The sequence below is a fragment of the sulfur-oxidizing endosymbiont of Gigantopelta aegis genome (assembly GCF_016097415.1).
Classification (GTDB): domain Bacteria; phylum Pseudomonadota; class Gammaproteobacteria; order GRL18; family GRL18; genus GRL18.
Window position 1 is genome coordinate 2,858,809 of record NZ_JAEHGE010000001.1, and the last position, 26,432, is coordinate 2,885,240.

Sequence of the window (26,432 nt, forward strand, 5' to 3'; positions counted from 1 at the left end):
TAAGCCACAAAATCGGTGATTATAGCACAATAAAAAAAACAATAATCCGTAACACAAAGAATTATTATTTAACTGAAATGACTTTATTGCCTTTTTGAATCCAGTTTTTTATGCCGCGCTGCACATGATAAACCTGAGTATAGCCTAATTTCTTATCTAAAAAATGAGCAACTGTACCGGTTCGATTTCCGGTCCGACAAATTAAAATAAACTTGTCATTTTTAGCCACTATTTTATCCAATGCTTGTAACCATGTTTCAACATTATAATTACCTTTGGAGTCAAAAAAAGTAATTAAGTGACTATTTTCAACAATACCGGTCGATTGCCATTCATCATAGCGACGAAGATCAATAATGGGGACATTATCTGCAAGCATTTGTTTAAGTTGTTTATTACCTAAATTCACTACCTCAGCGGCAACATCAGATAAAAAGAACAGGGAAATAAAACAGACAGTCAAAAATGAATTAATTAGTTTGGCACGACAGATCATAGCAAAATCCTAAAATGAGGCCCTAAAAGATAAAACCGGATTTTAGCATATACTAATATATTTTGACAAAGAGAAGGAAAAAAACCAGCAAAACTCGGTGAAGTAACTTATTCTTATGAATTAAGCTGAAAACAGCATTTTTTGTTTGCCTGATGCTTTTTAAAATTTTTTTTGTTCTTTCTTTCTAAATAGCAGGCACGGGAGATGCTGCGTTTAATCGACGCATTTTCCCTAAAATAGGTTTATTTTCTTATTTTTACAGGTCTCATCTCCTCATAATCGTCTCTGTACAATAAAAAATCCATTAAATGTTCCCAGGAGTCCATCACAAAAAAGGTAATAACCCCTCTGAACTTTTCCCACATTAATTTTTTAGAGCCAAACTTTTTACGACAAGCTTGATAAGCCCCATCGGTTAATTCAAAAATTTGATGGAAATAAAAAGCCAGCAAGGTTAACAGATACATATTAAAGCTCAGGTGCTTCTTCCCATGACCATAATTATGCTCAATGTGATAGCCTTGGTTCTTTAATGTGTTGAAACATTCGTTTTCTATTTTCCAACGACATCGACCCGCCTGGGTCATTGTTTGAATATTATGTTCACTGATCTTTATGTCGGTGACCCAGCTATTTCGGTAGATAATTTTCCCTGCGGTATTGGTGAGGGTATATTCAAAAAGTTAACTTCAATGGCATTTTTTCGCCATGTAAATGGACATTATTTTTCCATCGATAATGATGTTGGTGCCCTTTTTCGTCAATCCAGTCCATTGATGGGAGTTCAGAAAATGCTTCAAGCCATTCAAATAAATATGTGTGATCACCAGGTTTGGCAACCAATAAATAATGCATCATTTCTTCAATTATATCTTCTATCATAGGTTGATGTGACATCAAACCATCACCACAAATCATAAATCCTTGTCTTGGATGTGCTTTTTTAGATTGGCTATAAAACGTTTGGCTGCATTACTTTCACAATCCTGTTTTTTGTACCATCCGTATTTTGTATTGCTTCAGGCATGACAGGGAGCACTTGTTTTTTATCGGGGTGCATAATGGCACCTTGTAAAACAGCATGACTGTAGGTTATTTCACCCGTTCTATGTTCTTTATGAAGACAACAGTCACAATGGATTTGCTTAGAGGAATAATATTGCGTGCCATCAATAACACAAAGCAATGTGTTGGGTAATATGGCATACTCTTCAAGATGCTTAATGTGGCTATACTTAACCGGACACACAACTTAAAATAACTAAAAGATAAAAAGTGTGACCTAAAATGAATGATCAAACAAAAAACCGAATAAAAGCTATACATCAGAATTTAAAGAATCAGCTGTCAAATTAGCTAATGAGACGGATCAACCCGTTTCTCAGACTGCCAGGGAGCTAGGTGTTAATGTAAATACTCTACATACCTGGATCAGTAAATATTCCAAACCGGTGAAGACGGTAGCCAATAGAAGTGATGAACACATTTATGATGAAGTAAAACGTCTGAAAAAGAATTGGCAAAAGTGATTCAGGAGCGTGATTTATTAAAAAGGCCACAGCGTACTTTGCAAGGAAACTTTGTGAAGTACGCATGGATAACTGATCAGGCTAAAGATTACCCGGTAACGATTCTGTGCCGTTTTATGGATGTTTCCCGTAGTTGCTATTATGATTGGGTTAGCTCTCCTAAAACGGATAGAGAGAAAGAAAATGAAGCGCTTACTGAGCAGCTAAAAAACTGTTTGAAGACAGTCGCAAGACTTATGGAACCCGTCGTCTTAAAAGAAAACTGGCTGAAAAAGGCGTTCATATAAGCCGCCGGAGAATTGGTCGATTAATGAAAAAAGCCGGTTTGTTTTGTAAAACGAAGAGACGCTTTAAAGCGACGACTAATTCCAAGCATAATAAGCGTATATCTCCAAATTTACTGGAAAGAGAGTTTACTGTCTCTCAACCTGATCGCTACTATGTGGGTGATATTACCTATATTGCCACCAAGGAAGGCTGGTTATATTTAGCGGTTGTCATTGACTTATTCTCTAGGCAAATTGTTGGCTGGTCGATGGATGAGCGAATGAAAGCCAAGCTAGTCAATGATGCTTTACTGATGGCCATATGGAAGCGTAAACCAATGGATGGATTGCTTTGGCATACTGACCGAGGTAGCCAATATGCCTCTGATAGTCATAGAAAAATATTGTCGGATCATAACATAATTCAGTCTATGAGCCGCAAAGGAAATTGCTGGGACAATGCTGTATCAGAGAGCTTCTTTCATAGTTTGAAAACTGAATTGACGCACCATTGTCGATTCAAAACCAGAGTAGAAGCAAAGCAGGCAATATTTGAATATATTGAGGTATTTTATAATCGGGAGCGACTTCATTCGGCTAATGATTATTTGTCACCAGTCGATTATGAAATACAGCAGGAAATAGCTTAAATCGATTGATTGAAGAGGGGTAAAAGGCGACATAAATGCCGCCCATTACCGTTGACGGCCATCGGCTCCTCAGCCTGTGCCGTGAAGATATTGTAACAGGATCATTACCGTTGTGAAAATACCTTGGGTGAATGGAACGGCTCTATCGTTCCAGAGGGCAAAGCCCTTTCTCTTCATCTGTTTAAAGTTAACATGAGAAACTAAAATGATAGGAAATACAAAATGACAAAAATCACTTGAAACAGCCAAAAAAATATTTAGAAAACTGTCCGGAAAAGTGTTGACACATCAGCTTATGTCGTCTGAGTCGTTCAAATAAATCTTTAAATGCAGGTGCAAATGTTTTAGAGGGTATGAGATCCAAAATGTCTCTTAGTTGACTATTTTTAGGAATTTTTCAACATTAAAAGAGTGCGTAAATTATTTTGATTCTGTTCCTCTTCCATCTGTTTCTGAAATTCACTTAAAGAGGGATCTTGAAAATACATGCAGGCAAAAGCACTCATAAGCACATCATGTTGACTGTAATCACACTTTCCTTGTACTCGGCTATCTTTGATTGCATGAAAGTGCAGTGAGATGGCCTGTTTCAGGGCAGAAAAACTTAAATGTTTTTTTTGCTGACTTAAAGAGGCCAAAATTCACAGTACCAAGCATATAAAAGGGAAATGTTTTTTAACATGAAGTCATTCAACCAATTGAAAAACAAGAGTTTGATCTCTTGTTTCTCAAAATGCAAGCTTTTTATTCGATTTTTTTAATTTTGCTAAAGTTACTGCGAAAAGTTTTTTTATTTCTGCTTGGTAAGCACCACTACAACTCAATTGGTCATCTCAGCGAGAATTGCTGGAAAAAACTTATGTTTTATGTATGGGGGCTTATTAAAGAGTATGAGCGTAGTGCTATCAGTTATTACTGAACTGAATTCTAGGCATGAAATTGTGCTGGATTTTAATATTGCTGCGCTTCGTGCCTCAGCAGCACCCTACACTTGTGCGAGTGATATTTGTAAGACAGTAGGATGCTGCTGAGGAACGAAGCGCATCACAAATGCTACAAACTAAACAATATTGTTAATTATTCACCAAAACACAGGTTAATTAAACGGTATTTAAAAAACTTATGTCTATGCTGATTTTTTATACTGGAACAGTCATTAACACAAGAAATACGCAGGCTAACACAAATAAAGTCATCATCTCATCTACCCTGACTAAAAAATGAGAATGTCCCTATACTTGAATCCATACTTACTCGAGAGTTAAGATTATATTATGATTTCAGGTAAACTAATTCCGTGAATAATGTGGCTATACTTAACCGGACACACAACTTAAAATAACTAAAAGATAAAAAGTGTGACCTAAAATGAATGATCAAACAAAAAACCGAATAAAAGCTATACATCAGAATTTAAAGAATCAGCTGTCAAATTAGCTAATGAGACGGATCAACCCGTTTCTCAGACTGCCAGGGAGCTAGGTGTTAATGTAAATACTCTACATACCTGGATCAGTAAATATTCCAAACCGGTGAAGACGGTAACCAATAGAAGTGATGAACACATTTATGATGAAGTAAAACGTCTGAAAAAGAATTGGCAAAAGTGATTCAGGAGCGTGATTTATTAAAAGGCCACAGCGTACTTTGCAAGGGAAACTTTGTGAAGTACGCATGGATAACTGATCAGGCTAAAGATTACCCGGTAACGATTCTGTGCCGTTTTATGGATGTTTCCGTAGTTGCTATTATGATTGGGTTAGCTCTCCTAAAACGGATAGAGAGAAAGAAAATGAAGCGCTTACTGAGCAGCTAAAAAACTGTTTGAAGACAGTCGCAAGACTTATGGAACCCGTCGTCTTAAAAAGAAAACTGGCTGAAAAAGGCGTTCATATAAGCCGCCGGAGAATTGGTCGATTAATGAAAAAAGCCGGTTTGTTTTGTAAAACGAAGAGACGCTTTAAAGCGACGACTAATTCCAAGCATAATAAGCGTATATCTCCAAATTTACTGGAAAGAGAGTTTACTGTCTCTCAACCTGATCGCTACTATGTGGGTGATATTACCTATATTGCCACCAAGGAAGGCTGGTTATATTTAGCGGTTGTCATTGACTTATTCTCTAGGCAAATTGTTGGCTGGTCGATGGATGAGCGAATGAAAGCCAAGCTAGTCAATGATGCTTTACTGATGGCCATATGGAAGCGTAAACCAATGGATGGATTGCTTTGGCATACTGACCGAGGTAGCCAATATGCCTCTGATAGTCATAGAAAAATATTGTCGGATCATAACATAATTCAGTCTATGAGCCGCAAAGGAAATTGCTGGGACAATGCTGTATCAGAGAGCTTCTTTCATAGTTTGAAAACTGAATTGACGCACCATTGTCGATTCAAAACCAGAGTAGAAGCAAAGCAGGCAATATTTGAATATATTGAGGTATTTTATAATCGGGAGCGACTTCATTCGGCTAATGATTATTTGTCACCAGTCGATTATGAAATACAGCAGGAAATAGCTTAAATCGATTGATTGAAGAGGGGTAAAAGGCGACATAAATGCCGCCCATTACCGTTGACGGCCATCGGCTCCTCAGCCTGTGCCGTGAAGATATTGTAACAGGATCATTACCGTTGTGAAAATACCTTGGGTGAATGGAACGGCTCTATCGTTCCAGAGGGCAAAGCCCTTTCTCTTCATCTGTTTAAAGTTAACATGAGAAACTAAAATGATAGGAAATACAAAATGACAAAAATCACTTGAAACAGCCAAAAAAATATTTAGAAAACTGTCCGGAAAAGTGTTGACACATCAGACTGCCATGGTTTCATACATCACATCAGTCCAGTCCTCAAAGGTCATCACACGGAACAATGTCAGCATTGAAATAGAAATATCATCCCATAACACCGGATTGATAGTAGCGAAGAAGGTACTGCCTATTGCTGCATAGATATAAAAGATAATAAACATCAATGCCACAATATAACCCAGTTGTGGCATTGCTTTGAGCAGTGAATTGAGCAGCATTTTAAGTTCAGGAATTATAGAAACCATTCTTAACACCCGAAAAATTCGAATCAAGCGCCCAATAATAGCTAATTCACTGTCTTCCACGGGAATTAAACTGGTAATAACAATCACGGTATCAAAAATATTCCAGCCCTGTTTAAAAAAATTCCGTTTCTTATCTTCACCTAAAAAACGAATAACAATTTCTGTGAGAAAGAAAAAGGTGATAAACCAATCCAACAAATGAATAAACCATAGGGTGGTTGGCGAGATATCATAGGTTTTAGCACCAATAACCAGTGCTGAAAAAATAATAATTGAAATAACAAAGAGTTCAAAAATTTTATTACTGCGAATACGATTAAATTTCGCTTGTAGTGATAATGACTGCATAATTTATACTTATTGACTTAAAAATTGGTTTTGATAACTAATTTTAGCGACGCGCATCTAGCATTAGTCCCTTCATATCCTTAATAGCCTGATCAAGACCACAAAATAACGCCTGAGCGATGATGGCATGGCCAATATTCAACTCTTCAATATCCATCAATGCTGCAATTGCTTGGACATTATGATAATGCAATCCATGTCCAGCATTGACTTGTAAGCCGAGTGACTTAGCATATAAAACGCCTTCTTTAATGCGTTCAAATTCCTTTTTTTGCTCTTTGCCCTGATAGTCAGCATAGTGACCGGTATGAATTTCAATCACTGGTGCTTTAACCTGTGCTGCGGCATCGATTTGTTTTTTATCCGCGTCTATAAACAATGAAACTCTGATATCAGCCGCTGCTAGACGTTGACAGGCATCAGTCATTTTATCTATCTGTGAAGCCACATCTAAACCACCTTCGGTGGTAAGTTCAGCTCTTTTTTCTGGCACCAAACAACAATCAGAGGGCTTCACTTTTTCAGCGATGGCCAGCATCGGATCAGTGACAGCCATTTCAAGATTCATGCGTGTTTGTAAGACATCGTTAATCAAGTACACATCACGCTCTTGTATATGCCGCCTGTCTTCACGTAAATGCAAAGTGATGGCATCGGCCCCTGCAAACTCAGCATCCATTGCCGCTTTTACTGGATCAGGATATCGCGTTCCCCTCGCCTGTCTCAAAGTGGCAATATGGTCAATATTAACACCCAGTAAAATTTCCGGTGAATTGCTCAAGTTTATATCCTCTTATCTAAATTTTATATCTGTTATATATTAAAAAAAGACGAATGTTTAACAATATAATTGCTTAAACATCTCACGACTTTTTAATGGCTGACTACCCAATTGCTCAGCAAGCGCCCATTTTAATAGTTGTTTACTTTCTTGCAAGGTTTTCTGATCATTTAATTGTGCCTGTGACAAATTCAATAAGGTTTTACCACTAATCAGCAAACTTTTTGTCCCTTCAAGTGGATTTTCAGTAGGTCCTGCATCTATAAAGTAATGATAGTTTTTGTGACTTTCAATGCTGCTACCGGTATTAATATCCAGCTCAAAGTTCAAACCATAACCAAGATATTCCAATAGCTTGAGTTCAAATAACCTTAAAGGCAATTCAAGATTCATCATTTCTGAGGCATGTTGGGATTGTTGTTGAGGCTTTTTGTTAGAAGATTGTGAAAAAAGACTAATAATATGAATATAAAGCTCAAAGATTTCAGTGCAGTCTGAGTGAGTAGGCAGAAGACGCAATAATAATTCGTTAAGATAATAGGCACAATAGAGTGATTTACCGGATAAGCGCCATAAATTCAAAGAATTGTCACTTTCTTCACATAATTCAACGCTTTTTAAAGTCAGCAAATCCCCCTTGCCAACTAAGGATATTTTCAGTTTTTGGAAGGGTTGTAATAAGACAACTTGATTGTTTTTAGCACTTTTACCTTTATTGCCTTTTATGCCTCTGGCAATAGCACTGACTTTACCAACATCCTGAAGAAATAAATTAACAATAACACTGCTATCGCGATAGCTATAAGAATGCAGGACTATCGCAGTTTTATCATCGAGTACGACTCTAGAATGCATCTGTTTTTAAATAATCAAAATAACCTAAACTTTTAAGTGCTTTTTGATCATCAGACCAGCCATCTTTCACTTTAACCCATAGTTTTAAAAACACCTTTTTATCGTACAAGTGCTCCATGGACTTTCGTGCTTGTTTGCCCACTTCTTTCAGTTGTTGGCCTTTGTGTCCAATAATAATGCTTTTTTGATTCCTACGCTCTACCCAGATAACAGCGGATATTTTGATGATCTTTTCTTCTTCTTCAAAGGCTTCGACTTCGACTGCAATCGCATAGGGTACTTCCTGGCCTAATAAACGCATTAATTTTTCACGTATCAGTTCTGAAGCAAGAAAACGATCTGATTTATCCGTTATTTGCTCTTCTGGAAAATAAGCAGGCGATAAATTCAAGTCAGACTCAATATGCGCTTCAAGTTCAGCAACATTCTTACCCTTGGCAGCTGAAACAGGTACGATATGGGCAAAATTGAGGCGCTGACTCAGCTGTTCAAGAAAAGGTAATAAAATCTCTTTATCTTTGATTTTATCAACCTTATTTACCGCCAGGATAATAGGCTGATCGCAGGGCTTGAGTAATTCAATAACATATTCATCTTCTTCCGTTAGCTTAATGCCATCGACAACAAAGACAATCACATCAACATCGTTTAAGGTAGACATGGCTTCTTTGTTCATATAAGTATGAATCGCACCCTTATGTTTTTGGTGCAAGCCCGGTGTATCAATATAAACTGACTGTGCTGTTTTTGTGGTTTTTATGCCTAATAAGCGATGCCGTGTTGTCTGCGGTTTTTTTGAGGTAATACTTAAATGAAAGCCCAAAATGTAATTCAATAAAGTAGATTTACCCACATTGGGACGACCAATAATAGCCACATAGCCACTTCGATAATTGTCAGGGTATTCAGTTTTTGTCATCATTTAATTAAAATTCACGTAGTTGATAAAAGAGTTGATAAAAGAGTTGATAATATAATTGGTAAAAAAGCTAATTAAGGATTGAGCATAAATGCTTATTCAAATTGAATTTTTTCCAACATCAGCTCAGCACTTTTCTGCTCTGCTGCACGTCGGCTACTACCTTCAGCAGTAATGTTGAGTTTAAGTTCTTTGACATGGCAATCAACTTGAAAAATCTGCGCATGTTCTTTGCCATTCACTGAAACAACTGTATATTTAGGCAATTCGAACTTTTTGGCTTGTAGTTGTTCTTGTAAGCGAGTTTTGGGATCTTTTAAATCCAAAGACTTAATATTATCAAGACGTTCTTTATACCATGACAATATACACGCTCTAGCTTCATCAATATTCGAATCAAGTGTTATTGCACCAATAATAGCTTCCATCGCATCGGCCAAAATTGAGGCACGTCGAAAGCCACCGCTTTTAAGCTCACCACCACCTAAGCGGAGGTATTCACCAACGCCCAGTTGACGAGCGATACTGGCTAGCGTATCCCCTTTTACCAATAAAGAACGATAGCGACTCAGATTACCTTCATTTTCATCACTAAAACGTAGGTAAAGCTCTTCAGCCATCACATAGCCAATTACTGAATCACCAAGAAATTCAAGGCGTTCATTATTGTTTTTACCTATACTACGATGACTTAAAGCGGTTTTGAGCAATGATGTTTGATTAAAGGTATAGCCTAATTTCTTGCTTAAACTGTCCAGATTAGTATTCAATTACGAACCAATTCAACCGATTTATTACGTTCAATCACAATAAAAATACTATTAGCAAATTTGATTTTATCATCATATTCAAGGTAGACCGTAACCGTATTATTTGACTTTACTATTTCAAAATCATCTTTAGTGATACTTCTCACTTGATTTACAATCATCCTGTTTTCTATCAGTCGCCAAATTTGACGCTTTGATTTTTGCGTGATGCCCGGTTCCTCTTTTAGAGACTCCAAAATGCGATTCATAGTATTATTACTGATTAAATAAGGCGTAATAATCATCGCTAGATAAGCAAAAAACAAAAAGATGGTAATGACAACCATCCAGCCTACCATGGTAAAGCCTTTTTGTTGTCTGTAATTGAATCGCTGTTTAAGCATTATTTTATCCCTTTTCACCAAGATTATTCACAATATGATATATTTAAGTATAGTAAATCAGAACATTTATTCAATTGAATTGCCAATGCGTTGCCAATAAAGACCTTGACCTACGTCCCAATTAAACCAAATCATAAAGGCTTTGCCAACCAGATTGGCTTCTGGCACTAAACCCCAAAAACGGCCATCATGGCTTTCATCACGATTATCACCCATAACAAAATAATGTCCTTCTGGCACCACCATATCAATCGTGCCATTTTTATAGAATTCGGGCACATACATGTGGCTGAGTTCAGGCTTGCCCGGTACTAATAACAAATCATGTTTCACACCTAATAAATCTTCATTAATTAAGCGAGCACCATTCATTTTTTCACCTGAACCCATGCCCTTATAAGCACCTAAACTCGTCTGACTCATCAGTTTATCATTGATATAAAGTGTTTTATTTTTATAAACCACATGATCACCGGGTATGCCAATGACACGCTTAATAAAGTTAATTTTTGGATTAACTGGAAAACGAAATACCGCCACATCACCATTTTTAGGATGCCCTGAATCAATAATCGTGGTATTTAAAACAGGTAGTTTGACACCATAGCTGAATTTATTCACCAGAATAAAATCACCTACCCATAAATTGGGCATCATGGATTGTGATGGAATGCGGAATGGCTCAAAAATAAAAGAACGAAGCACTAACACAATGAAAAAAACTGGGAATAATGATTTAGCATAGTCAATAATAACCGGATCAGCCAACATAGCATCACGTTCAAGCTCAGTAATCTCTTTCCCTTTACTCGCTATCGCTGCCTGTTGTTTAGCCTGACGGTCTTTTTCCCATAAAAATTTATCTAATAGCCAAATAACACCTGACACAAAGGATAATACGACCAATACTAATGCTATATCAAAATCCATTCTTTTCTCTTTTTTACTTTAAAAATTTGTAATTGTTTAGTGTTACTTGCATATCAACCTAATCCTTACCAATATGCAATACGGCTAAAAATGCTTCTTGAGGAATTTCCACACTACCAACTTGCTTCATGCGCTTTTTACCGGCTTTTTGTTTTTCCAGTAATTTACGCTTACGACTAACATCACCACCATAACATTTGGCGGTGACATTTTTTCGTAAGGCTTTCACATTGGTTCTAGCGATGACTTTAGAGCCGATAGCAGCCTGAATGGCAACATCAAACATTTGCCGTTGAATTAACTCTTTCATTTTTTCAGTTAAATCTCTGCCACGACTCAGGGCTAAATCTTCATGAATAATTATTGATAAGGCATCAACCGATTCACCATTAATCAAAATATCCATTTTAACGAGTTTCGCCGCTTCAAAACGCTCAAAATGATACTCAAGAGAAGCAAAACCACGACTAACGGATTTAAGGCGGTCAAAAAAGTCCAAAACAACTTCATTCATAGGCATTTCAAAGGTCATGTTGACCTGATTACCCACGTATTGCAATTTCTTTTGTACGCCACGTTTTTCAATACACAGACCAATCACATTACCAACATATTCATGAGGTAATAGGATATTAGCTGAAATAATCGGCTCTCGAATTTCATCAATAGTGGAACGATCGGGTAAAGCGGCAGGATTATCCACTTTTATAGTCTCACCCTTAGTCGTCAACACTTCAAAAATAACCGTGGGCGCAGTAGTGATCAAATCCAGATCATATTCACGTTCTAATCGTTCCTGAACAATTTCCATGTGTAACATACCCAGGAAACCACAACGAAAACCAAAGCCTAGTGCCTGAGAAACTTCTGGCTCAAAAAACAAGGCAGCATCATTGAGTTTTAACTTAGATAAGGCTTCACGCAGTCCCTCATAATCATCCGAGGTAACGGGGAAAAGTCCGGCAAAAACACGCGGCTGGATTTCTTTAAATCCTTTTAAGGGTTTATCACAGGGATGAGCAGCGGCAGTAAGCGTATCACCAACAGGTGCACCATAGATGTCTTTAATGCCGGCAATAACATAGCCTACTTCACCAGCCGTTAAATACTCTTTAGCTTCACGTTTAGGTGTAAAGATGCCTACACCATCAACCGTGTGAGCACGTCCGGTAGACATCACTAACATCTTATCGCGACGCTTAAGTGTACCCTGCATGACTCGCACTAAAGAGACCACGCCCAAATAAGAGTCAAACCAGGAATCAATAATTAATGCTTGTAAGGGTGCTTCTCTGTCTCCTTCTGGTGCAGGAATATGTTTAACCAAATACTCTAATAATTCTTCAACGCCTTCACCCGTTTTAGCACTACACTGCGGTGCTTCCATCGCATCAAGACCAATGACTTCTTCAATCTCAGTAATCACTCTATCAGGATCAGCAGCAGGCAAATCAATTTTGTTCAAAACAGGTAGGACTTCTAGCCCCTGTTCAATGGCAGTATAACAATTAGCCACACTTTGCGCTTCAACCCCTTGAGAGGCATCGACAACAAGCAAGGCACCATCACAAGCCGCTAAAGAACGGGAAACTTCATAGGAGAAATCAACATGACCGGGAGTATCAATGAAGTTAAGCTGATAGGTGTTACCATCTTGTGACTTGTAGTCCAGCGAAACGCTCTGCGCCTTAATGGTGATGCCACGTTCACGTTCAATATCCATCGAATCCAGAACCTGAGCTTGCATCTCACGATCAGTCAGACCTCCACAGAGGTGTATTATCCGATCAGCCAAAGTGGACTTACCATGATCAATATGGGCAATAATTGAAAAATTACGTATAAACTCTAATTCAGCCACTCAGTCTCCAGAAGAAAATTCTTTTTTGTCTATTAATAGGCGGAGAATGATAACAAAAAAAGGCGCAAAAGTAGAGCGGTAGCCCTTATTATTCACTCAGGGCTTGTTCAAAAGCTATTTTATCAAAAAAATAGTGACAGATTTCATTTTCCTCAGCATCACAAAGCACGGGTATTAAAATCCCATACCTTTTTTGTAGCTCCGGATCTTTGTCAACATTAATCATTTCGATGGAAATATTATGGCTGGATTCATAGGGCTGGAGTAATAAATACATGTCATCACAAAGGTGACAGCCAATACGGTAGAAAAACTTAAAATGCATAAAGCTTAGCTATCATATTGTATTTTGATGGGCTTAATATTAATGGGTACAAAGTCAGAGAGTTTCTTTAAAATAACTGGCTCATACTGAGCGGCAATAGCGCTATCTGAGCTTGGTTGTGAGCTATCCTGTGAAGAAGGATCAGGAGCGCATCGGGTCAATAAACGCGATATTTTGAACCCCAAAACAAGACCTAACAATGCGCCAATAATCGAAAACAGATCAACGCCTTCTGGCCACCAGCTTTTTGCACTAAAAACAGCTAAACCCGCAAATAAAATCATACTGGCTAGGGGTAATAAATACATAAGAAATGAGCCATTGAGTAAGGCTGATTCTTGTAAACCAATTAAGACACGATCACCCTCTTTGAGCTTTTGAGTCGCTAAACTATCAGGATTCAAGCAACGTACATAGGTGGTTTTATTACCCAGAACTTTAGACAATAATTGTGTCCCACAGCCATTTTTTACCGAACAATGTCCACAACTACTTTGCCGCTGAGTTTGCACCCAAACATATTGTTGTTCACATTTAATCACAACGGCCTGTTCTTCAATCATCGTTTTTGCTTAATGATGGATATTCATTATCCTTAATTTTGATTGCTTTAAGAAAATGTAAGGTACTGAGCACCGGCACCGCACCAATGACAGTCATCTGTGAATTACCTTTATTTCTTCCAGCCACATTAACGGGTCCCAATTGCACAACACCGTTAATCTGTTTTGTATCTGCTTCATTGTCTTCAATAAAAATTGACACCGCAGATAAGCCGTCACTGAGTTGAAATTGATGCGCTAGATGCTGATTATTATTAATAATGCCTTTACGAAAAGAAATGACTTGATAGCCTGGTGGGATTTTACCTGCATAAAAATGCTTACTAAAGGCCATATCCAAGCCTTGAAACTGTGTCTGACAAGTATTTAAAGGCTCAGTGCGCTCGACTTTTGCCACTAATGAATTAATTTTTATGTCGGTAAAGAAATATTGCTCAACCGCTTTTCCATTCTGGTCTAATAATTGATATTTTAATAAGGTAGCAGTTTTAGGTTCAAACCATAAATGATAACTATAACGATAGGCATCTTTGCTTTTGATTGACAAACCAATTGCAGGAATTCCCGCAACTATTTTATCGCCAGACAAAGTAAAGTCATAATTTTCACTCAGGACTGAATAATAATTATTGATTCGAAAAGGAAAGCTGGAAGACAGTGCCTGAAATTGATAAGCCCAATTATTATCCAATAAACAATATTGGTTTTTAAGCACTCTTGAAGTCATTTTCTTCTGGCTATCCATGGGCAAGAGTTGCTCAACAATATCACCATTGTCATCGAGTTCTCTATGGACTTTGATCGTTTGCACATCATCCTGGAAAAAGTAGACAAAGGTACCGTCGTATAGCTGTCTTGGACCATTCTCAACAAATTGCGTTAATAATGTTTCAATGGATACGTCAGTATTCGATTTTTCCTGGGCATAAGCAGATTTTTCTTGAGCATAGGCAAGAGTTGAGGAAAGAAAAAATGCCGCGATAAAGACTTTCCAGTAATAAGATTTTGTCATCATTGCAAGTATGAACCTGATGCTCATTTTTTGTGTCATATATTTTTTACCATAACATAACTCTATCGCAGAAAGCTCTGCAAAAACGCATACTTGCAACAAACAAAAAACTATTATTGGCTTATTTGATAGGTTGCAGTACGAATTTTAGGTTGTAGATTATAAGCCGCACGTTGTCGTTCATGTTCATTAACATATTGGCGGACTTGTCTTGAAAGCGCTGGATCAGCTTCTATCCATTTATATTGCTGCTTGGTATTTACGCCATTCCCACTCACTGAACCGAACGATGGATTCATGGAAACATAAGATGCTGGCAAATTATTGGCGGCACGAATTAAAGATGACTGACCAACAGAGGAAGCATTTACTATTGGCGCAATCTGCATTGAGTTAGAAGCAAAGTTATTCGCCCCCAATTGACTGCTGGCAAGATTGACGGCACGATCAGTGTTTGAATTCATGTCTGGATTAAGGTTAGTCACATTCTGTAGTGCAAATAAAGTAACAAACATCACCGAAGCAGCAACGGATAAGCCACTCAGAGTTCTGTTTTCTGATACTTTTTTGAACAGGTTCTGCCAAGCAGTCAGTTTTTCTACATCAGTTGTTTCCGTTGATTGCAAGGTCACTGCAGCATCGACAAAGTGCGCGGGCAATCCATCCAAAGTAGCACTGATATTCCCTGTCAGATCAGTCATTGAAAACGATTGTACGACTTCATTATGTAAATGGTCACTGCCTGATTGCATTCTAATATATTGTTGCTTAAAATCAGGATCACTCAGCAAGGCATCAATAACTTGAGACGTTTCTTGAGTAGATTGTTCAGCATCAATAAAGGCTGATAGCATTTCGTTAGCATGCTGTTCGTTGGTTTGCACTGGCATATTCATCTCATCATCTTAAAAAAACAGTCACAAAATAATTAAAGCGCTCTTAATACGAGTACTTTCTTAACGAAAGCAGCTTTAATAAAAACACTTTTAACAAGTGTACTTACTCTAAAGCAAGGCTTTAATTTCATTATCAATCGCCTCCCTGGCCCTGAAAATCCTTGAACGAACAGTCCCCACGGGACAATCCATAACATCTGCAATCTCGTCATAACTCATACCTTCGAATTCACGCAGACTGATGGCAACTTTCAATTCATCCGGTAAATCTGAGATCACCTGATTAATTGCCTCTTTAATCTGTTCAGTTGCTAAGACCGCTTCGGGTGTTGCATTATCATGCATCACGCTTCCACCATCATAAAATTCCGCATCAGCCGCATCGACATCCGTTCTCGGTGGTCTTCTGCTTTGTGCAGTCAAATAATTTTTTGACGTATTGATTGCAATTCGGTAAAGCCAGGTATAAAAGGCACTATCGCCCCTGAAGCGAGGCATAGCCTTATACGCTTTGATAAATGATTCTTGCACCACATCTAAAACATCGTCACGATCATGAACATAAGGCAGTACCAATTTGGCCAATTTATGCTGATATTTGATCACTAATAAATCAAATGCACTTTTATCACCGCGTTGTACTCGTTTCACAATCTCCAGATCAATTTTATTCTGCGATTCATTATCGCTCATCAGCTTCCCATTTTTCCATTTGAAGAGGTATACTCAAACCGTATTATAAAACAAATTAGCGCATAAGTGACCGAGTTTACAGTAATAAATACCTCACAAATGAATAATTGCTCGTTCTTGCTTATTATGACCGAGGCAATAGCAATAAGTTCACTTGCAACTCACTTTTATTGATGTGAATCAAGCAATAAAACCCACATTATTTGTTACTAGGTTTAAAACTATTAATTGTGCATAATATAGGCAGTTATATGAAGAGACTTATTAGCTAAAATTATGAATAACACATGTTTTGATGTCATTATCATTGGTACTGGTGCAGCAGGCTTAACGGTGGCTCTGGAGTTAGCAGATAAAATCAACGCTACAAGCCCTAAAGAGCAAACGCCAAAACCCAGTATTGCACTCATTTCCAAGGGGCCTATTCAGGAAGGCTCAACACTCTATGCACAGGGTGGGATTGCTGCTGTTCTGGATGAAGATAATGACAGTATCAGCTCTCATATCAATGACACCATCAATGCCGGTGCTGGATTATGCCATCCAGAACGGGTTAAATACACCATTGAACAGGGTAAAGAAGCCATACAATGGGTGATAGCAAAAGGCGTGAAATTTTCCCATGAAGCACAAACTGACGACTATCATCTGACTCGTGAAGGGGGTCATAGTCATCGACGTGTTATACACGCAGCCGACGCAACAGGCAAAGCACTTTCCGATGGTCTTTTGGCACAAGTGAAGCGAAACCCACACATACAAACCCTTGAACATCACATGGTTGTGGATCTAATTTTATCCAGCAACGCATCAAATCCCAAGCAATGCGTTGGCATTTACTTACTCAACACCAAAACAGATAAGGTCACAGGAGTCCCTGCAAAATTCACTATTTTAGCAACCGGTGGTGCCAGTAAGGTGTATTTGTATACCAGTAATCCAGATAGTTCTACAGGGGATGGCATTGCCATGGCCTGGCGAGCAGGATGCCGGGTTGTTAATATGGAATTCAATCAATTTCATCCGACCTGTCTCTATCACCCCAAGGCTAAATCATTTCTAGTTTCCGAAGCCCTACGGGGTGAGGGTGCAAAACTGACCTTGCCTGATGGTAGTGCATTTATGCACAAATTTGATGAACGTGAAGAATTAGCTCCACGGGATATTGTCGCTCAGGCCATTGATTATGAGATGAAACGCACCGGTTCTGATTTTGTTTATCTGGACATTAGTCATAAATCAGCTGATTTCATTAAATCACACTTCCCGACGATTTATAAACGCTGTTTATCTTATGGGATTGATATTACTCGTGAACCCATGCCCGTTGTCCCTGCGGCACACTATACCTGTGGCGGTGTAATGACCGATCTCAATGGCCAAACCGATATTAGCAATCTATATGCGATTGGTGAAACCGCTTTTACCGGTTTACATGGTGCAAATCGCATGGCAAGCAATTCCTTACTTGAATGTTTGGTATTTGCGAGGGCGGCGGCTAACAATATTAGTCTTGAACTAAAAGATTATGAATGTGAACCATTATTACCTGCCTGGGATGATAGTCGGGTAACGGGCTCTGAAGAAGTCGTGGTAGTGACGCATAACTGGGATGAATTACGACGTTTTATGTGGAACTATGTCGGTATTGTACGTAAAAACAAACGTTTATTATTAGCCAAGCAACGGGTTAAATTATTACAGCGTGAAATTGATGACTATTACCGTCAATATCATATTAATGGTGATTTAATTGAGTTACGGAATTTGGCCACTGTGGCAGAATTGATCATTGATAGTGCAATGCAAAGAAAAGAAAGTCGTGGCTTGCATTATACTTTGGATTATCCGTTTAAGGATGATAAGAAATTCTTACACGATACGGTATTAGTGCCAGAAAACTATTCTTAATACCCTTCAAATTATAAACCTAAAATAATCAGTTGAATCGTAGCGAGAGCGACTTAGTTGCTGAAGATTAAGGGTTTTACAGGTTATTTTGGCTTTATTCGTAGTCACCCTACGGGTGAAGTCAAAATATTCTGGAAAATCCTTAAGATTCAGTGCATAAGGCGGTCGCAGTAGGTTCAACTGATTTTTTTAGGATAAATATAACCAGTCACTTATTATCAGGCGCTTTGTGAAAATTTATAAAACGTAAATGGCGTTTCAGCTCTCTGAATTTTTCTTTAGTCAGTCTATTTTTGGTAAGAATGATTGAATGTTGATTGAGGATATTGAGTTTTTGCCAAAGTGATTCTGGGCTTTGTGGCTTTAAATTGAGAATGACTAAATGCTCTGTAAGAATGGTATCTTCGCTAATATCAGCCTTAAATACCCGATCATTATTGAGCTGCACATAACACCAGCCTAACTCGGTAAAAACCAGTTGTTTAATTGCGCTCGGTAAACTGAGCAGTATGTGTTGACGAAAAATTATTTGGCAATAAAAAGCTAAAATCACTATAAGGGGCAGTAATTGCCAGAAGTTTAGCGGCAATTGCAGTAAGGCAATCAATAAAAGTAGAAAGAAGCTAAGATAACAGTGGCTCAAGGCCGAGCTTAGAGACTCAGTAATTGAGTTCTGCTTCAGCTTAAAGACTAACCCGCTGGCGGGTAGCTGTTCTAATTGTTTGGACAATATCCCTAAGTCCATGATCATCCGGCTCGTCTGTTCCCATAAGATAGTCAAATAATACCGGATCGATGACCTTTAATAAATCAACAAAGTCACTTTTTTTGTCTGTGGATAAATTTTCATAGTCATTTTCTAAAAAATCATTTAAAAAAAGTTCCAGTTCCAACATACCACGACGACATTGCCAGCGTAATCTATCTTTATTAGGGAGGTTAATATTTGCCATTTAAACCATTTTCTTCAGCATCAGTTTTTTAATATGACCAATGGCCTTGGTTGGGTTAAGGTGTTTAGGACACACGTCAACACAATTCATAATGGTATGACAGCGGAATAATTTATACGGCCCTTCCAATTCCTCCAAGCGCTCTTCTGTCGCCTGATCACGACTATCTGAGAGAAAACGCCAAGATTGTAATAAGGCTGCCGGCCCCATGAATTTATCAGGGTTCCACCAGAATGAGGGGCAAGAAGTGGAACAACAAGCACAAAGTATGCACTCATAGAGGCCATCGAGTTTATCGCGTTGCTCCGGTAATTGTTTAAATTCAACTTCAGGGATAGGATCTTTAACAATGAGCCAAGGTTTAACTGCTCGGTATTGGGTATAAAACTGAGTCATGTCAATAACGAGATCACGAATGACCGGCATACCCGGTAAAGGGCGAATAACAATAGGCGTTTTTAAATCATCCACTGCCGTGACACAGGCTAAACCATTGCGACCATTAATATTCATACCATCTGAGCCACACACACCCTCACCACAGGAATGACGAAAAGAAAGACTTTGATCTTGTTCGTTTTTGATCCGTAATAAGGCATCACGCAGCATTGTGCCAGGCTCTACATCATGCAAGTCATATTGCTGCATATAAGGTTCAGCATCATTTTCTGGATTATAGCGATAAATAGTAAACTGCATGGCTTAGTAAACCCGTTCTTTAGGAGGAAAAGTATCAACCGTCAACGCTTTGGTTCGAACCGGCTTATAAAGTAATTTATTGTCCTGCATATAATACAGACTGTGTTTCATCCAGCTTTCGTCATCACGTTTGGTGAAATCAATACGCGAATGCGCGCCTCGACTTTCTTTACGTGCCTGAGCACTGATAACCGTTGCCAGACCAATTTCTATCAAATTTTCCAATTCCAATGCTTCAACACGAGCGGTATTAAAGACCGAAGAATGATCCGTTATAAAGGCTTTGTTTAGTTTCTCCTTAATACGTTTAACATCTTCTACACATTCAATAAGGACATCATCGGTGCGAAAAACTCCGCATTTTTCTTCCATAACACGCATCAGTTCGGCTTTTAATTCAGGTACAGAATAGGATTCCTCCGCAGGATCTTTTTTCTGCTCCCAACGCTCTAATCGGGCTAGGGCATCATTGATGCAATCATCCGATAAAATTTCATGATAACGATGTGATTTAAGGTACTCAATAATATGATTGCCCGCAGCACGACCAAAGACCACGATATCCAATAAAGAATTACCCCCCAGGCGATTAGCGCCATGAACGGATGCGCAGGCACATTCACCCGCTGCATACAAACCGGGTATGGCTTCTTCACCTCCTGTGCCGGCAGGAACAACTACTTCACCATGGCGGTTTGTAGGAATACCACCCATAGTATAATGTGCCGTTGGGAAAACAGGGATGGGTTCTTCGATGGGATCGATACCCAAAAAAGTCATACTGGTATCACGGATTCCCGGCAGGCGTTTTTTAATGACTTCACTGCCTAGATGATCCAGTTTTAATAATACATAATCTTTGTTGGGTCCACAGCCACGACCATCTCTGATCTCAATGGCAATGGCTCGACTAACCACATCCCGTGAAGCCAAATCTTTGGCATGAGGCGCATAGCGTTCCATAAAACGTTCGCCATCACCATTAACCAAATAGCCGCCTTCACCGCGCACACCTTCGGTGATCAGCATCCCTTTACCCGCAATGCCCGTGGGATGAAATTGAAAAAACTCCATGTCTTGCAAAGGAATGCCTGCTCTTAAAGCCATCGCCATGCCATCGCCGGTATTAATACTGGCATTGGTATTGGTACGGAACAACTGCCCTGCTCCACCGGTGGCAATCAAGGTGGTTTTTGCTTCAATAATAATTTTTTCACTGGTTTCAATATCATAAGCAATAGCACCTAAGACATCACCGGCATCATTCTTTAACAAATCCACAGCAAAATATTCATCGAAAAAATGCGTCTTGGCACGTATGTTTTGTTGATAGAGGGAATGTAACATGGCATGACCAGTACGATCAGCAGCGGCACAGGTACGAGCTGCCTGATCGCCACCAAAATCCTGGCTTTGACCACCAAAAGGACGCTGATAAATCTTGCCATTTTCTAAGCGTGAAAATGGCACACCAAAATGTTCCAGTTCGATTACGGTATTAGGGGCAGCACGGCACATATATTCGATGGCATCCTGATCACCCAGATAATCACTGCCTTTCACCGTATCATACATATGCCAATGCCAATTGTCTGGTGTGACATTGCCTAAGGCCGCATTCATACCGCCTTGTGCCGCCACAGTATGAGAGCGAGTCGGGAAAACTTTGGAGACTACCGCGACTTTGGTATCTGCCTGAGACAATTGTAATGCTGCTCTTAAGCCCGCACCACCAGCTCCAATCACTAACGTATCAAATTTTCTTCTAATAATATTCATTTAAGATGCCGTAGCGCCCTCGTGCAATTAAAGCGAAAAAAGTATTCGTAACATACCCAGACTGATGATGATAAGGAAAAAACTAATACAGGTTAAACTTAATAAGCGTAGACTATCATTACTTACATAATCCAAAACAATGTCTCTCATTCCTACCCAGGCATGGACTGCAAGATGGATAAAAAAGAGCCCTGATGCCGTGTTCATTAGCGGATGTGAAAACCATTCAAGCCATGCAACATAAGTCATTTCACTGGTCGTTAATATGACGCCCAAGAAATAAAGAATATAAAGCGCCATAAAAGCAGCGGTTAGCCGTTGAAACAGCCATGCTTGAAGGCCTTTTGCCTGATAAGTCATATTTGCCTACACCTATTTAGCATAATGATGTGTCAACACTTTTCCGGACAGTTTTCTAAATATTTTTTTGGCTGTTTCAAGTGATTTTTGTCATTTTGTATTTCCTATCATTTTAGTTTCTCATGTTAACTTTAAACAGATGAAGAGAAAGGGCTTTGCCCTCTGGAACGATAGAGCCGTTCCATTCACCCAAGGTATTTTCACAACGGTAATGATCCTGTTACAATATCTTCACGGCACAGGCTGAGGAGCCGATGGCCGTCAACGGTAATGGGCGGCATTTATGTCGCCTTTTACCCCTCTTCAATCAATCGATTTAAGCTATTTCCTGCTGTATTTCATAATCGACTGGTGACAAATAATCATTAGCCGAATGAAGTCGCTCCCGATTATAAAATACCTCAATATATTCAAATATTGCCTGCTTTGCTTCTACTCTGGTTTTGAATCGACAATGGTGCGTCAATTCAGTTTTCAAACTATGAAAGAAGCTCTCTGATACAGCATTGTCCCAGCAATTTCCTTTGCGGCTCATAGACTGAATTATGTTATGATCCGACAATATTTTTCTATGACTATCAGAGGCATATTGGCTACCTCGGTCAGTATGCCAAAGCAATCCATCCATTGGTTTACGCTTCCATATGGCCATCAGTAAAGCATCATTGACTAGCTTGGCTTTCATTCGCTCATCCATCGACCAGCCAACAATTTGCCTAGAGAATAAGTCAATGACAACCGCTAAATATAACCAGCCTTCCTTGGTGGCAATATAGGTAATATCACCCACATAGTAGCGATCAGGTTGAGAGACAGTAAACTCTCTTTCCAGTAAATTTGGAGATATACGCTTATTATGCTTGGAATTAGTCGTCGCTTTAAAGCGTCTCTTCGTTTTACAAAACAAACCGGCTTTTTTCATTAATCGACCAATTCTCCGGCGGCTTATATGAACGCCTTTTTCAGCCAGTTTTCTTTTAAGACGACGGGTTCCATAAGTCTTGCGACTGTCTTCAAACAGTTTTTTAGCTGCTCAGTAAGCGCTTCATTTTCTTTCTCTCTATCCGTTTTAGGAGAGCTAACCCAATCATAATAGCAACTACGGAAACATCCATAAACGGCACAGAATCGTTACCGGGTAATCTTTAGCCTGATCAGTTATCCATGCGTACTTCACAAAGTTTCCCTTGCAAAGTACGCTGTGGCCTTTTAATAAATCACGCTCCTGAATCACTTTTGCCAATTCTTTTTTCAGACGTTTTACTTCATCATAAATGTGTTCATCACTTCTATTGGCTACCGTCTTCACCGGTTTGGAATATTTACTGATCCAGGTATGTAGAGTATTTACATTAACACCTAGCTCCCTGGCAGTCTGAGAAACGGGTTGATCCGTCTCATTAGCTAATTTGACAGCTGATTCTTTAAATTCTGATGTATAGCTTTTATTCGGTTTTTTTGTTTGATCATTCATTTTAGGTCACACTTTTTATCTTTTAGTTATTTTAAGTTGTGTGTCCGGTTAAGTATAGCCACATTATAATCATTTTTTGCATAATCATTGTTTTAGCCTTTTCAAAAGAGTATAACTGCGCAGATAACGGCCACCACAAAACCACCTATCATTACAAATACAGCACTTTTTTGTGCCATTTCTCTTTTAATAGCAATATCAAAATCTAATAAAAAATACCGAATGCCGGCCAGAAAGTGATGTGCCAAGGCCCAAATAGCAATCAGCCAGAAAATTTTTGCCAGAGGACTTTGAAGTTCAGCCTTCGCCAGCGCAAAACCCGCCTCACTTGTCAGTGATAATTGTAATAAATACAGTAAATAAGGAATGGTGAGAAAGAGAAAAACACCTGCAGCTCTATGACCCACCGACATCACTGCTGACATAGGAAATTTAACTGAAAGCAAGTTAAGATTTTTAGGTCGCTTTCTTGGATGATTCGTATGTGGTTGACTGGGATCCAGCATTATGTTCCTTAGGCAAAGCCTAATAATATGCAGTACATTTAATAGGGCTATTCACAAGACAGGTGTAAAAAAAAATTGATCGGCTCACAAACATTGATTACTCGTTAAAACGTCATTATATATAGCATATACAATAATCAGAGTAGATCAAGCCCATGTCAAACAATTGGTACAATTTCCTTAGTCCTTTAGGGGCTATATTTAATGACGATAAAGAAGTCAGCTTTAACGCATCCGAACAATCCACTATTAGTTCATTGCAAGGTGATTTATATTTAACCGATTTATCCTATCTGGGATTAATTGAAGTCAGTGGTGATGATAAAAAAACCTACTTACAAGGGCAATTGACCAATGACATCAATGCCATCAGCTCAACATTGTCCCATCTAAGCGGTCTTTGTACGCCCAAAGGTCGTTTACGCGCATTATTTACCATCTTTGCACAGGGCAACAAGCTTTACTTGCAACTGCCTTATCCTTTATTAGAAGAAACACTCAAACGTCTTAAAATGTTTGTCATGATGAGTAAGGTTGAACTGACCAATGTTTCCGACAGCCTGATAAAAATTGGCGTTTTTGGCCAGCAGGCCATCAATCAACTCAAAGCATCTAATTTATCCATCCCCGGCGAGCCCAATATGGTCACCGAAACAGATGGTATTCAATTAATTCGCCTTGCCGGTGAAACTCCCCGCTTTGAATGTATTGGCTGTGTGGAAAAAATAACGGCATTATGGCAAGCATTACAGCCTAAAGCACAACTCATTAACACCAGTCATTGGCGTATTATGGATATTGAAGCAGGTATTCCCAACGTCTTTGCCAGTTCAAAAGAAGCCTTTATCCCACAGATGCTTAATTTACAGATTTTAAACGGCATCAACTTCAAAAAAGGCTGTTATACCGGTCAGGAAGTCGTTGCCAGAATGCAGTACCTGGGTAAACTTAAACGCAAAATGTACCGTGCTCATTGCGATGCAGAGCAAAATGTCCTACCCGGCGATTTGCTCTACTCTGAAAAATCCAAGAGTGGTCAGGGGGCGGGTCATATTGTTGATGCACAATTATCACCCAAGGGTGGTTTGGATTTGCTTGCTGTTATTACTAGCGATGCGGTTGATAATAATGACATTTTTCTTGATGAGGCGATGCAGCTACCACTAACAATTGTAGATCTACCTTATTCGCTTGAAATTGAGGAAAGTTAGTCTAATTGATGCGGTTCGTGCTTCACCACATCCTATGCCCTGTTCATACGTAGGGTGGGCATGGCTTCATTTGCCCACGCTGACTCAACTCCTTATTCACACTTTCAGCGTGGGCACAAAAAGCGTGCCCACCCTACGCATAAACCAGTAGGATGCGGTGAGGTGCGAACCGCATCAATACCTACTTATTTAAAAATTTTCAGATCGACAGCACATAATTTTTTATTTTTCTTCAATTATATGCTATACCTAAAGTCAGTAAATATTTTAATAACATTTTCAATACATAAAGGTTTCCCTTGAGTAATAAAGTTCTTGAAGATAAATTTTATGTTGCCCTATTAGATGACCTGGAAAAACAAAAGCTGGTCTTGCCCATATTGCCTGAGGTCGCATTAAAAGTACGTGACGCTGTTGCTGACGAAGATGCCAGTGCCAAGCAAATTGCAGAAGTCATTAGCTTAGATCCGGTGATTGCTGCCCGCATGATTCAGGTAGCCAATAGTCCATTATTGCGTGGTTCACAAAAAACGGACACTGTGGAACAAGCCATCACTCGAATGGGTCACTCGCTGGTAAAATCCATGGTCACCACCATGGCAATGGAACAAATCTTCAAAGCGACCAACCCGATCACTAAAAAATATATGGATGAGATTTGGACTCAAAGTACCCAAGTCGCATCCATCGCCTCGGCTATGGCCAAGCACTTCACCAAACTTAAGCCTGATCAGGCCATGCTAGCAGGCTTGGTGCATAATATTGGTGCCTTGCCCATCTTAACTCGGGCAGAAGAAATTCCAGCATTGGTTCAGGATGAAGAAGTTTTTAAATCCCTATTAGATCGTTTATCTGGGCCAGTAGGGACGTCCATTATGCAGAACTGGCATTTTCCAGAGGATCTGATTGCAGTCGCAAATGAACACAATAATTATCAATATGATAGTGAGAAAATTGATTATATCGATGTCGTTATTGTGGCTAAGTTACAAAATCTGGCCGATACCGATCATCCCGATGCACAATTAGACTGGAATACCATTCCGTCTTTTTGTAAGTTAGGCTTGGCCGGTGAAACGGAAGTGCTTGAGATTGAAGATGTGATTATTGAAGAGATTGAAATCACCCAACAGTTGTTTAGTTAAACCTAAAATAATCAGTTGAATCGTAGCAAGAGCGACTTAGGTGCTGAAGATTAAGGG

The 26,432-nt window shown here is 39.0% G+C and carries 29 protein-coding genes and 4 pseudogenes; 7 read left to right on the forward strand and 26 right to left on the reverse strand.

What is annotated here, in order from left to right; genetic code table 11:
* Positions 1–64: 64 nt before the first annotated feature.
* The 4 genes from JEU79_RS14450 to JEU79_RS14465 form a co-directional block, all read right to left on the reverse strand.
* On the reverse strand, positions 65–496 hold the full coding sequence (locus tag JEU79_RS14450) for a rhodanese-like domain-containing protein (RefSeq protein WP_198264663.1): 432 nt from the start codon (positions 494–496) through the stop codon (positions 65–67).
* Between the two features lie 242 nt (positions 497–738).
* The gene (locus JEU79_RS14455; protein WP_198264664.1) at positions 739–1,083 is read right to left on the reverse strand and encodes a hypothetical protein; all 345 of its coding nucleotides are present in this window, start codon (positions 1,081–1,083) and stop codon (positions 739–741) included.
* Positions 1,084–1,171: 88 nt separating this feature from the next.
* The gene (locus JEU79_RS14460; protein ID WP_198264665.1) at positions 1,172–1,414 is read right to left on the reverse strand and encodes a hypothetical protein; all 243 of its coding nucleotides are present in this window, start codon (positions 1,412–1,414) and stop codon (positions 1,172–1,174) included.
* Positions 1,415–1,448: 34 nt separating this feature from the next.
* Positions 1,449–1,745 (reverse strand): hypothetical protein, encoded by a 297-nt coding sequence (locus JEU79_RS14465; protein ID WP_198264666.1) that lies wholly within the window; start codon positions 1,743–1,745, stop codon positions 1,449–1,451.
* Positions 1,746–1,794: 49 nt separating this feature from the next.
* Between JEU79_RS14465 and JEU79_RS14470 the strand changes: the two are divergent.
* Positions 1,795–2,941: pseudogene (locus JEU79_RS14470) on the forward strand (IS3 family transposase); the annotation flags it as partial.
* A gap of 232 nt (positions 2,942–3,173) precedes the next feature.
* On the opposite strand, the gene JEU79_RS27495 reads toward JEU79_RS14470, so the two are convergent.
* Together JEU79_RS27495 and JEU79_RS14475 are read right to left on the reverse strand one after the other, a co-directional pair.
* Positions 3,174–3,305, reverse strand: coding sequence for a hypothetical protein (locus JEU79_RS27495; protein ID WP_281400916.1), 132 nt, complete (start codon positions 3,303–3,305; stop codon positions 3,174–3,176).
* A gap of 22 nt (positions 3,306–3,327) precedes the next feature.
* Positions 3,328–3,579, reverse strand: a complete 252-nt coding sequence (locus tag JEU79_RS14475; RefSeq protein ID WP_198264667.1) for a hypothetical protein — start codon at positions 3,577–3,579, stop codon at positions 3,328–3,330.
* Between the two features lie 813 nt (positions 3,580–4,392).
* Here JEU79_RS14475 and JEU79_RS26580 point away from each other — a divergent pair.
* The 3 genes and pseudogenes from JEU79_RS26580 to JEU79_RS14480 form a co-directional block, all read left to right on the forward strand.
* Positions 4,393–4,551: pseudogene (locus JEU79_RS26580) on the forward strand (transposase); the annotation flags it as partial.
* Complete coding sequence (locus JEU79_RS26585; protein WP_214660600.1) at positions 4,539–4,757, forward strand: hypothetical protein; 219 nt, start codon at positions 4,539–4,541, stop codon at positions 4,755–4,757. The pseudogene JEU79_RS26580 and the gene JEU79_RS26585, both read left to right, overlap by 13 nt.
* On the forward strand, positions 4,658–5,467 hold the full coding sequence (locus JEU79_RS14480; RefSeq protein ID WP_198263365.1) for an IS3 family transposase: 810 nt from the start codon (positions 4,658–4,660) through the stop codon (positions 5,465–5,467). The genes JEU79_RS26585 and JEU79_RS14480 overlap by 100 nt, the downstream gene beginning before the upstream one ends.
* Before the next feature lie 291 nt (positions 5,468–5,758).
* On the opposite strand, the pseudogene JEU79_RS14485 reads toward JEU79_RS14480, so the two are convergent.
* The 13 genes and pseudogenes from JEU79_RS14485 to rpoE form a co-directional block, all read right to left on the reverse strand.
* Positions 5,759–6,349: pseudogene (locus tag JEU79_RS14485) on the reverse strand (ion transporter); the annotation flags it as partial.
* A gap of 43 nt (positions 6,350–6,392) precedes the next feature.
* Positions 6,393–7,130, reverse strand: a complete 738-nt coding sequence (gene pdxJ, locus JEU79_RS14490; RefSeq protein ID WP_198264669.1) for a pyridoxine 5'-phosphate synthase — start codon at positions 7,128–7,130, stop codon at positions 6,393–6,395.
* Between the two features lie 57 nt (positions 7,131–7,187).
* Positions 7,188–7,985, reverse strand: a complete 798-nt coding sequence (gene recO, locus JEU79_RS14495; protein ID WP_198264670.1) for a DNA repair protein RecO — start codon at positions 7,983–7,985, stop codon at positions 7,188–7,190.
* A complete protein-coding gene (era, locus tag JEU79_RS14500; protein WP_198264671.1) occupies positions 7,975–8,907 on the reverse strand; it encodes a GTPase Era in 933 nt (310 codons plus the stop codon). Before era ends, recO begins: the two co-directional genes overlap by 11 nt.
* A gap of 92 nt (positions 8,908–8,999) precedes the next feature.
* Complete coding sequence (rnc, locus tag JEU79_RS14505) at positions 9,000–9,674, reverse strand: ribonuclease III (RefSeq protein ID WP_198264672.1); 675 nt, start codon at positions 9,672–9,674, stop codon at positions 9,000–9,002.
* Positions 9,671–10,057, reverse strand: coding sequence for a DUF4845 domain-containing protein (locus tag JEU79_RS14510; RefSeq protein WP_198266022.1), 387 nt, complete (start codon positions 10,055–10,057; stop codon positions 9,671–9,673). Before JEU79_RS14510 ends, rnc begins: the two co-directional genes overlap by 4 nt.
* 66 nt (positions 10,058–10,123) lie before the next feature.
* Entirely contained in the window at positions 10,124–10,987 is an 864-nt protein-coding gene (gene lepB / locus JEU79_RS14515; RefSeq protein ID WP_198264673.1) for a signal peptidase I, read from the reverse strand.
* A 58-nt stretch (positions 10,988–11,045) separates the two neighbouring features.
* Positions 11,046–12,848 (reverse strand): translation elongation factor 4, encoded by a 1,803-nt coding sequence (gene lepA, locus JEU79_RS14520; RefSeq protein WP_198264674.1) that lies wholly within the window; start codon positions 12,846–12,848, stop codon positions 11,046–11,048.
* Positions 12,849–12,936: 88 nt separating this feature from the next.
* Positions 12,937–13,173, reverse strand: coding sequence for a glutaredoxin family protein (locus JEU79_RS14525; RefSeq protein WP_198264675.1), 237 nt, complete (start codon positions 13,171–13,173; stop codon positions 12,937–12,939).
* Positions 13,174–13,178: 5 nt separating this feature from the next.
* A complete protein-coding gene (locus JEU79_RS14530; protein WP_198264676.1) occupies positions 13,179–13,736 on the reverse strand; it encodes a SoxR reducing system RseC family protein in 558 nt (185 codons plus the stop codon).
* Positions 13,729–14,748: a MucB/RseB C-terminal domain-containing protein gene (locus JEU79_RS14535; RefSeq protein WP_198264677.1), complete on the reverse strand. Its 1,020-nt coding sequence runs from the start codon at positions 14,746–14,748 to the stop codon at positions 13,729–13,731. Before JEU79_RS14535 ends, JEU79_RS14530 begins: the two co-directional genes overlap by 8 nt.
* A gap of 113 nt (positions 14,749–14,861) precedes the next feature.
* Positions 14,862–15,638 carry an RseA family anti-sigma factor gene (locus JEU79_RS14540; protein ID WP_198264678.1) on the reverse strand — a complete coding sequence of 259 codons (777 nt, stop codon included), beginning with the start codon at positions 15,636–15,638 and terminating at the stop codon, positions 14,862–14,864.
* 114 nt (positions 15,639–15,752) lie between these two features.
* Complete coding sequence (gene rpoE, locus JEU79_RS14545) at positions 15,753–16,337, reverse strand: RNA polymerase sigma factor RpoE (protein WP_198264679.1); 585 nt, start codon at positions 16,335–16,337, stop codon at positions 15,753–15,755.
* Positions 16,338–16,613: 276 nt separating this feature from the next.
* On the opposite strand from rpoE, the gene nadB reads away from it, so the two are divergent.
* Positions 16,614–18,248 (forward strand): L-aspartate oxidase, encoded by a 1,635-nt coding sequence (gene nadB / locus JEU79_RS14550; RefSeq protein ID WP_198264680.1) that lies wholly within the window; start codon positions 16,614–16,616, stop codon positions 18,246–18,248.
* A 208-nt stretch (positions 18,249–18,456) separates the two neighbouring features.
* Here the strand turns inward: nadB and JEU79_RS29105 are convergent, their stop codons facing one another.
* From JEU79_RS29105 to sdhC, 7 genes and pseudogenes are all read right to left on the reverse strand, one after another.
* Positions 18,457–18,999 carry a protein YgfX gene (locus JEU79_RS29105; RefSeq protein WP_484637202.1) on the reverse strand — a complete coding sequence of 181 codons (543 nt, stop codon included), beginning with the start codon at positions 18,997–18,999 and terminating at the stop codon, positions 18,457–18,459.
* Complete coding sequence (locus tag JEU79_RS14560; protein WP_198264682.1) at positions 18,932–19,201, reverse strand: FAD assembly factor SdhE; 270 nt, start codon at positions 19,199–19,201, stop codon at positions 18,932–18,934. The genes JEU79_RS29105 and JEU79_RS14560 overlap by 68 nt, the downstream gene beginning before the upstream one ends.
* The gene (locus tag JEU79_RS14565) at positions 19,202–19,900 is read right to left on the reverse strand and encodes a succinate dehydrogenase iron-sulfur subunit (protein WP_198264683.1); all 699 of its coding nucleotides are present in this window, start codon (positions 19,898–19,900) and stop codon (positions 19,202–19,204) included. It abuts the gene before it with no gap.
* 3 nt (positions 19,901–19,903) lie between these two features.
* Positions 19,904–21,679, reverse strand: a complete 1,776-nt coding sequence (gene sdhA / locus JEU79_RS14570) for a succinate dehydrogenase flavoprotein subunit (RefSeq protein ID WP_198264684.1) — start codon at positions 21,677–21,679, stop codon at positions 19,904–19,906.
* 27 nt (positions 21,680–21,706) lie between these two features.
* Positions 21,707–22,039, reverse strand: a complete 333-nt coding sequence (gene sdhD / locus JEU79_RS14575) for a succinate dehydrogenase, hydrophobic membrane anchor protein (RefSeq protein WP_198264685.1) — start codon at positions 22,037–22,039, stop codon at positions 21,707–21,709.
* A gap of 316 nt (positions 22,040–22,355) precedes the next feature.
* A pseudogene (locus JEU79_RS14580) lies at positions 22,356–23,513 on the reverse strand (IS3 family transposase).
* 101 nt (positions 23,514–23,614) lie between these two features.
* Positions 23,615–24,019, reverse strand: coding sequence for a succinate dehydrogenase, cytochrome b556 subunit (gene sdhC, locus JEU79_RS14585; RefSeq protein WP_198264686.1), 405 nt, complete (start codon positions 24,017–24,019; stop codon positions 23,615–23,617).
* A gap of 155 nt (positions 24,020–24,174) precedes the next feature.
* On the opposite strand from sdhC, the gene ygfZ reads away from it, so the two are divergent.
* Together ygfZ and JEU79_RS14595 are read left to right on the forward strand one after the other, a co-directional pair.
* Positions 24,175–25,230, forward strand: a complete 1,056-nt coding sequence (gene ygfZ, locus JEU79_RS14590; RefSeq protein WP_198264687.1) for a CAF17-like 4Fe-4S cluster assembly/insertion protein YgfZ — start codon at positions 24,175–24,177, stop codon at positions 25,228–25,230.
* Positions 25,231–25,529: 299 nt separating this feature from the next.
* Positions 25,530–26,375: an HDOD domain-containing protein gene (locus tag JEU79_RS14595; RefSeq protein WP_198264688.1), complete on the forward strand. Its 846-nt coding sequence runs from the start codon at positions 25,530–25,532 to the stop codon at positions 26,373–26,375.
* Positions 26,376–26,432 lie beyond the last annotated feature (57 nt).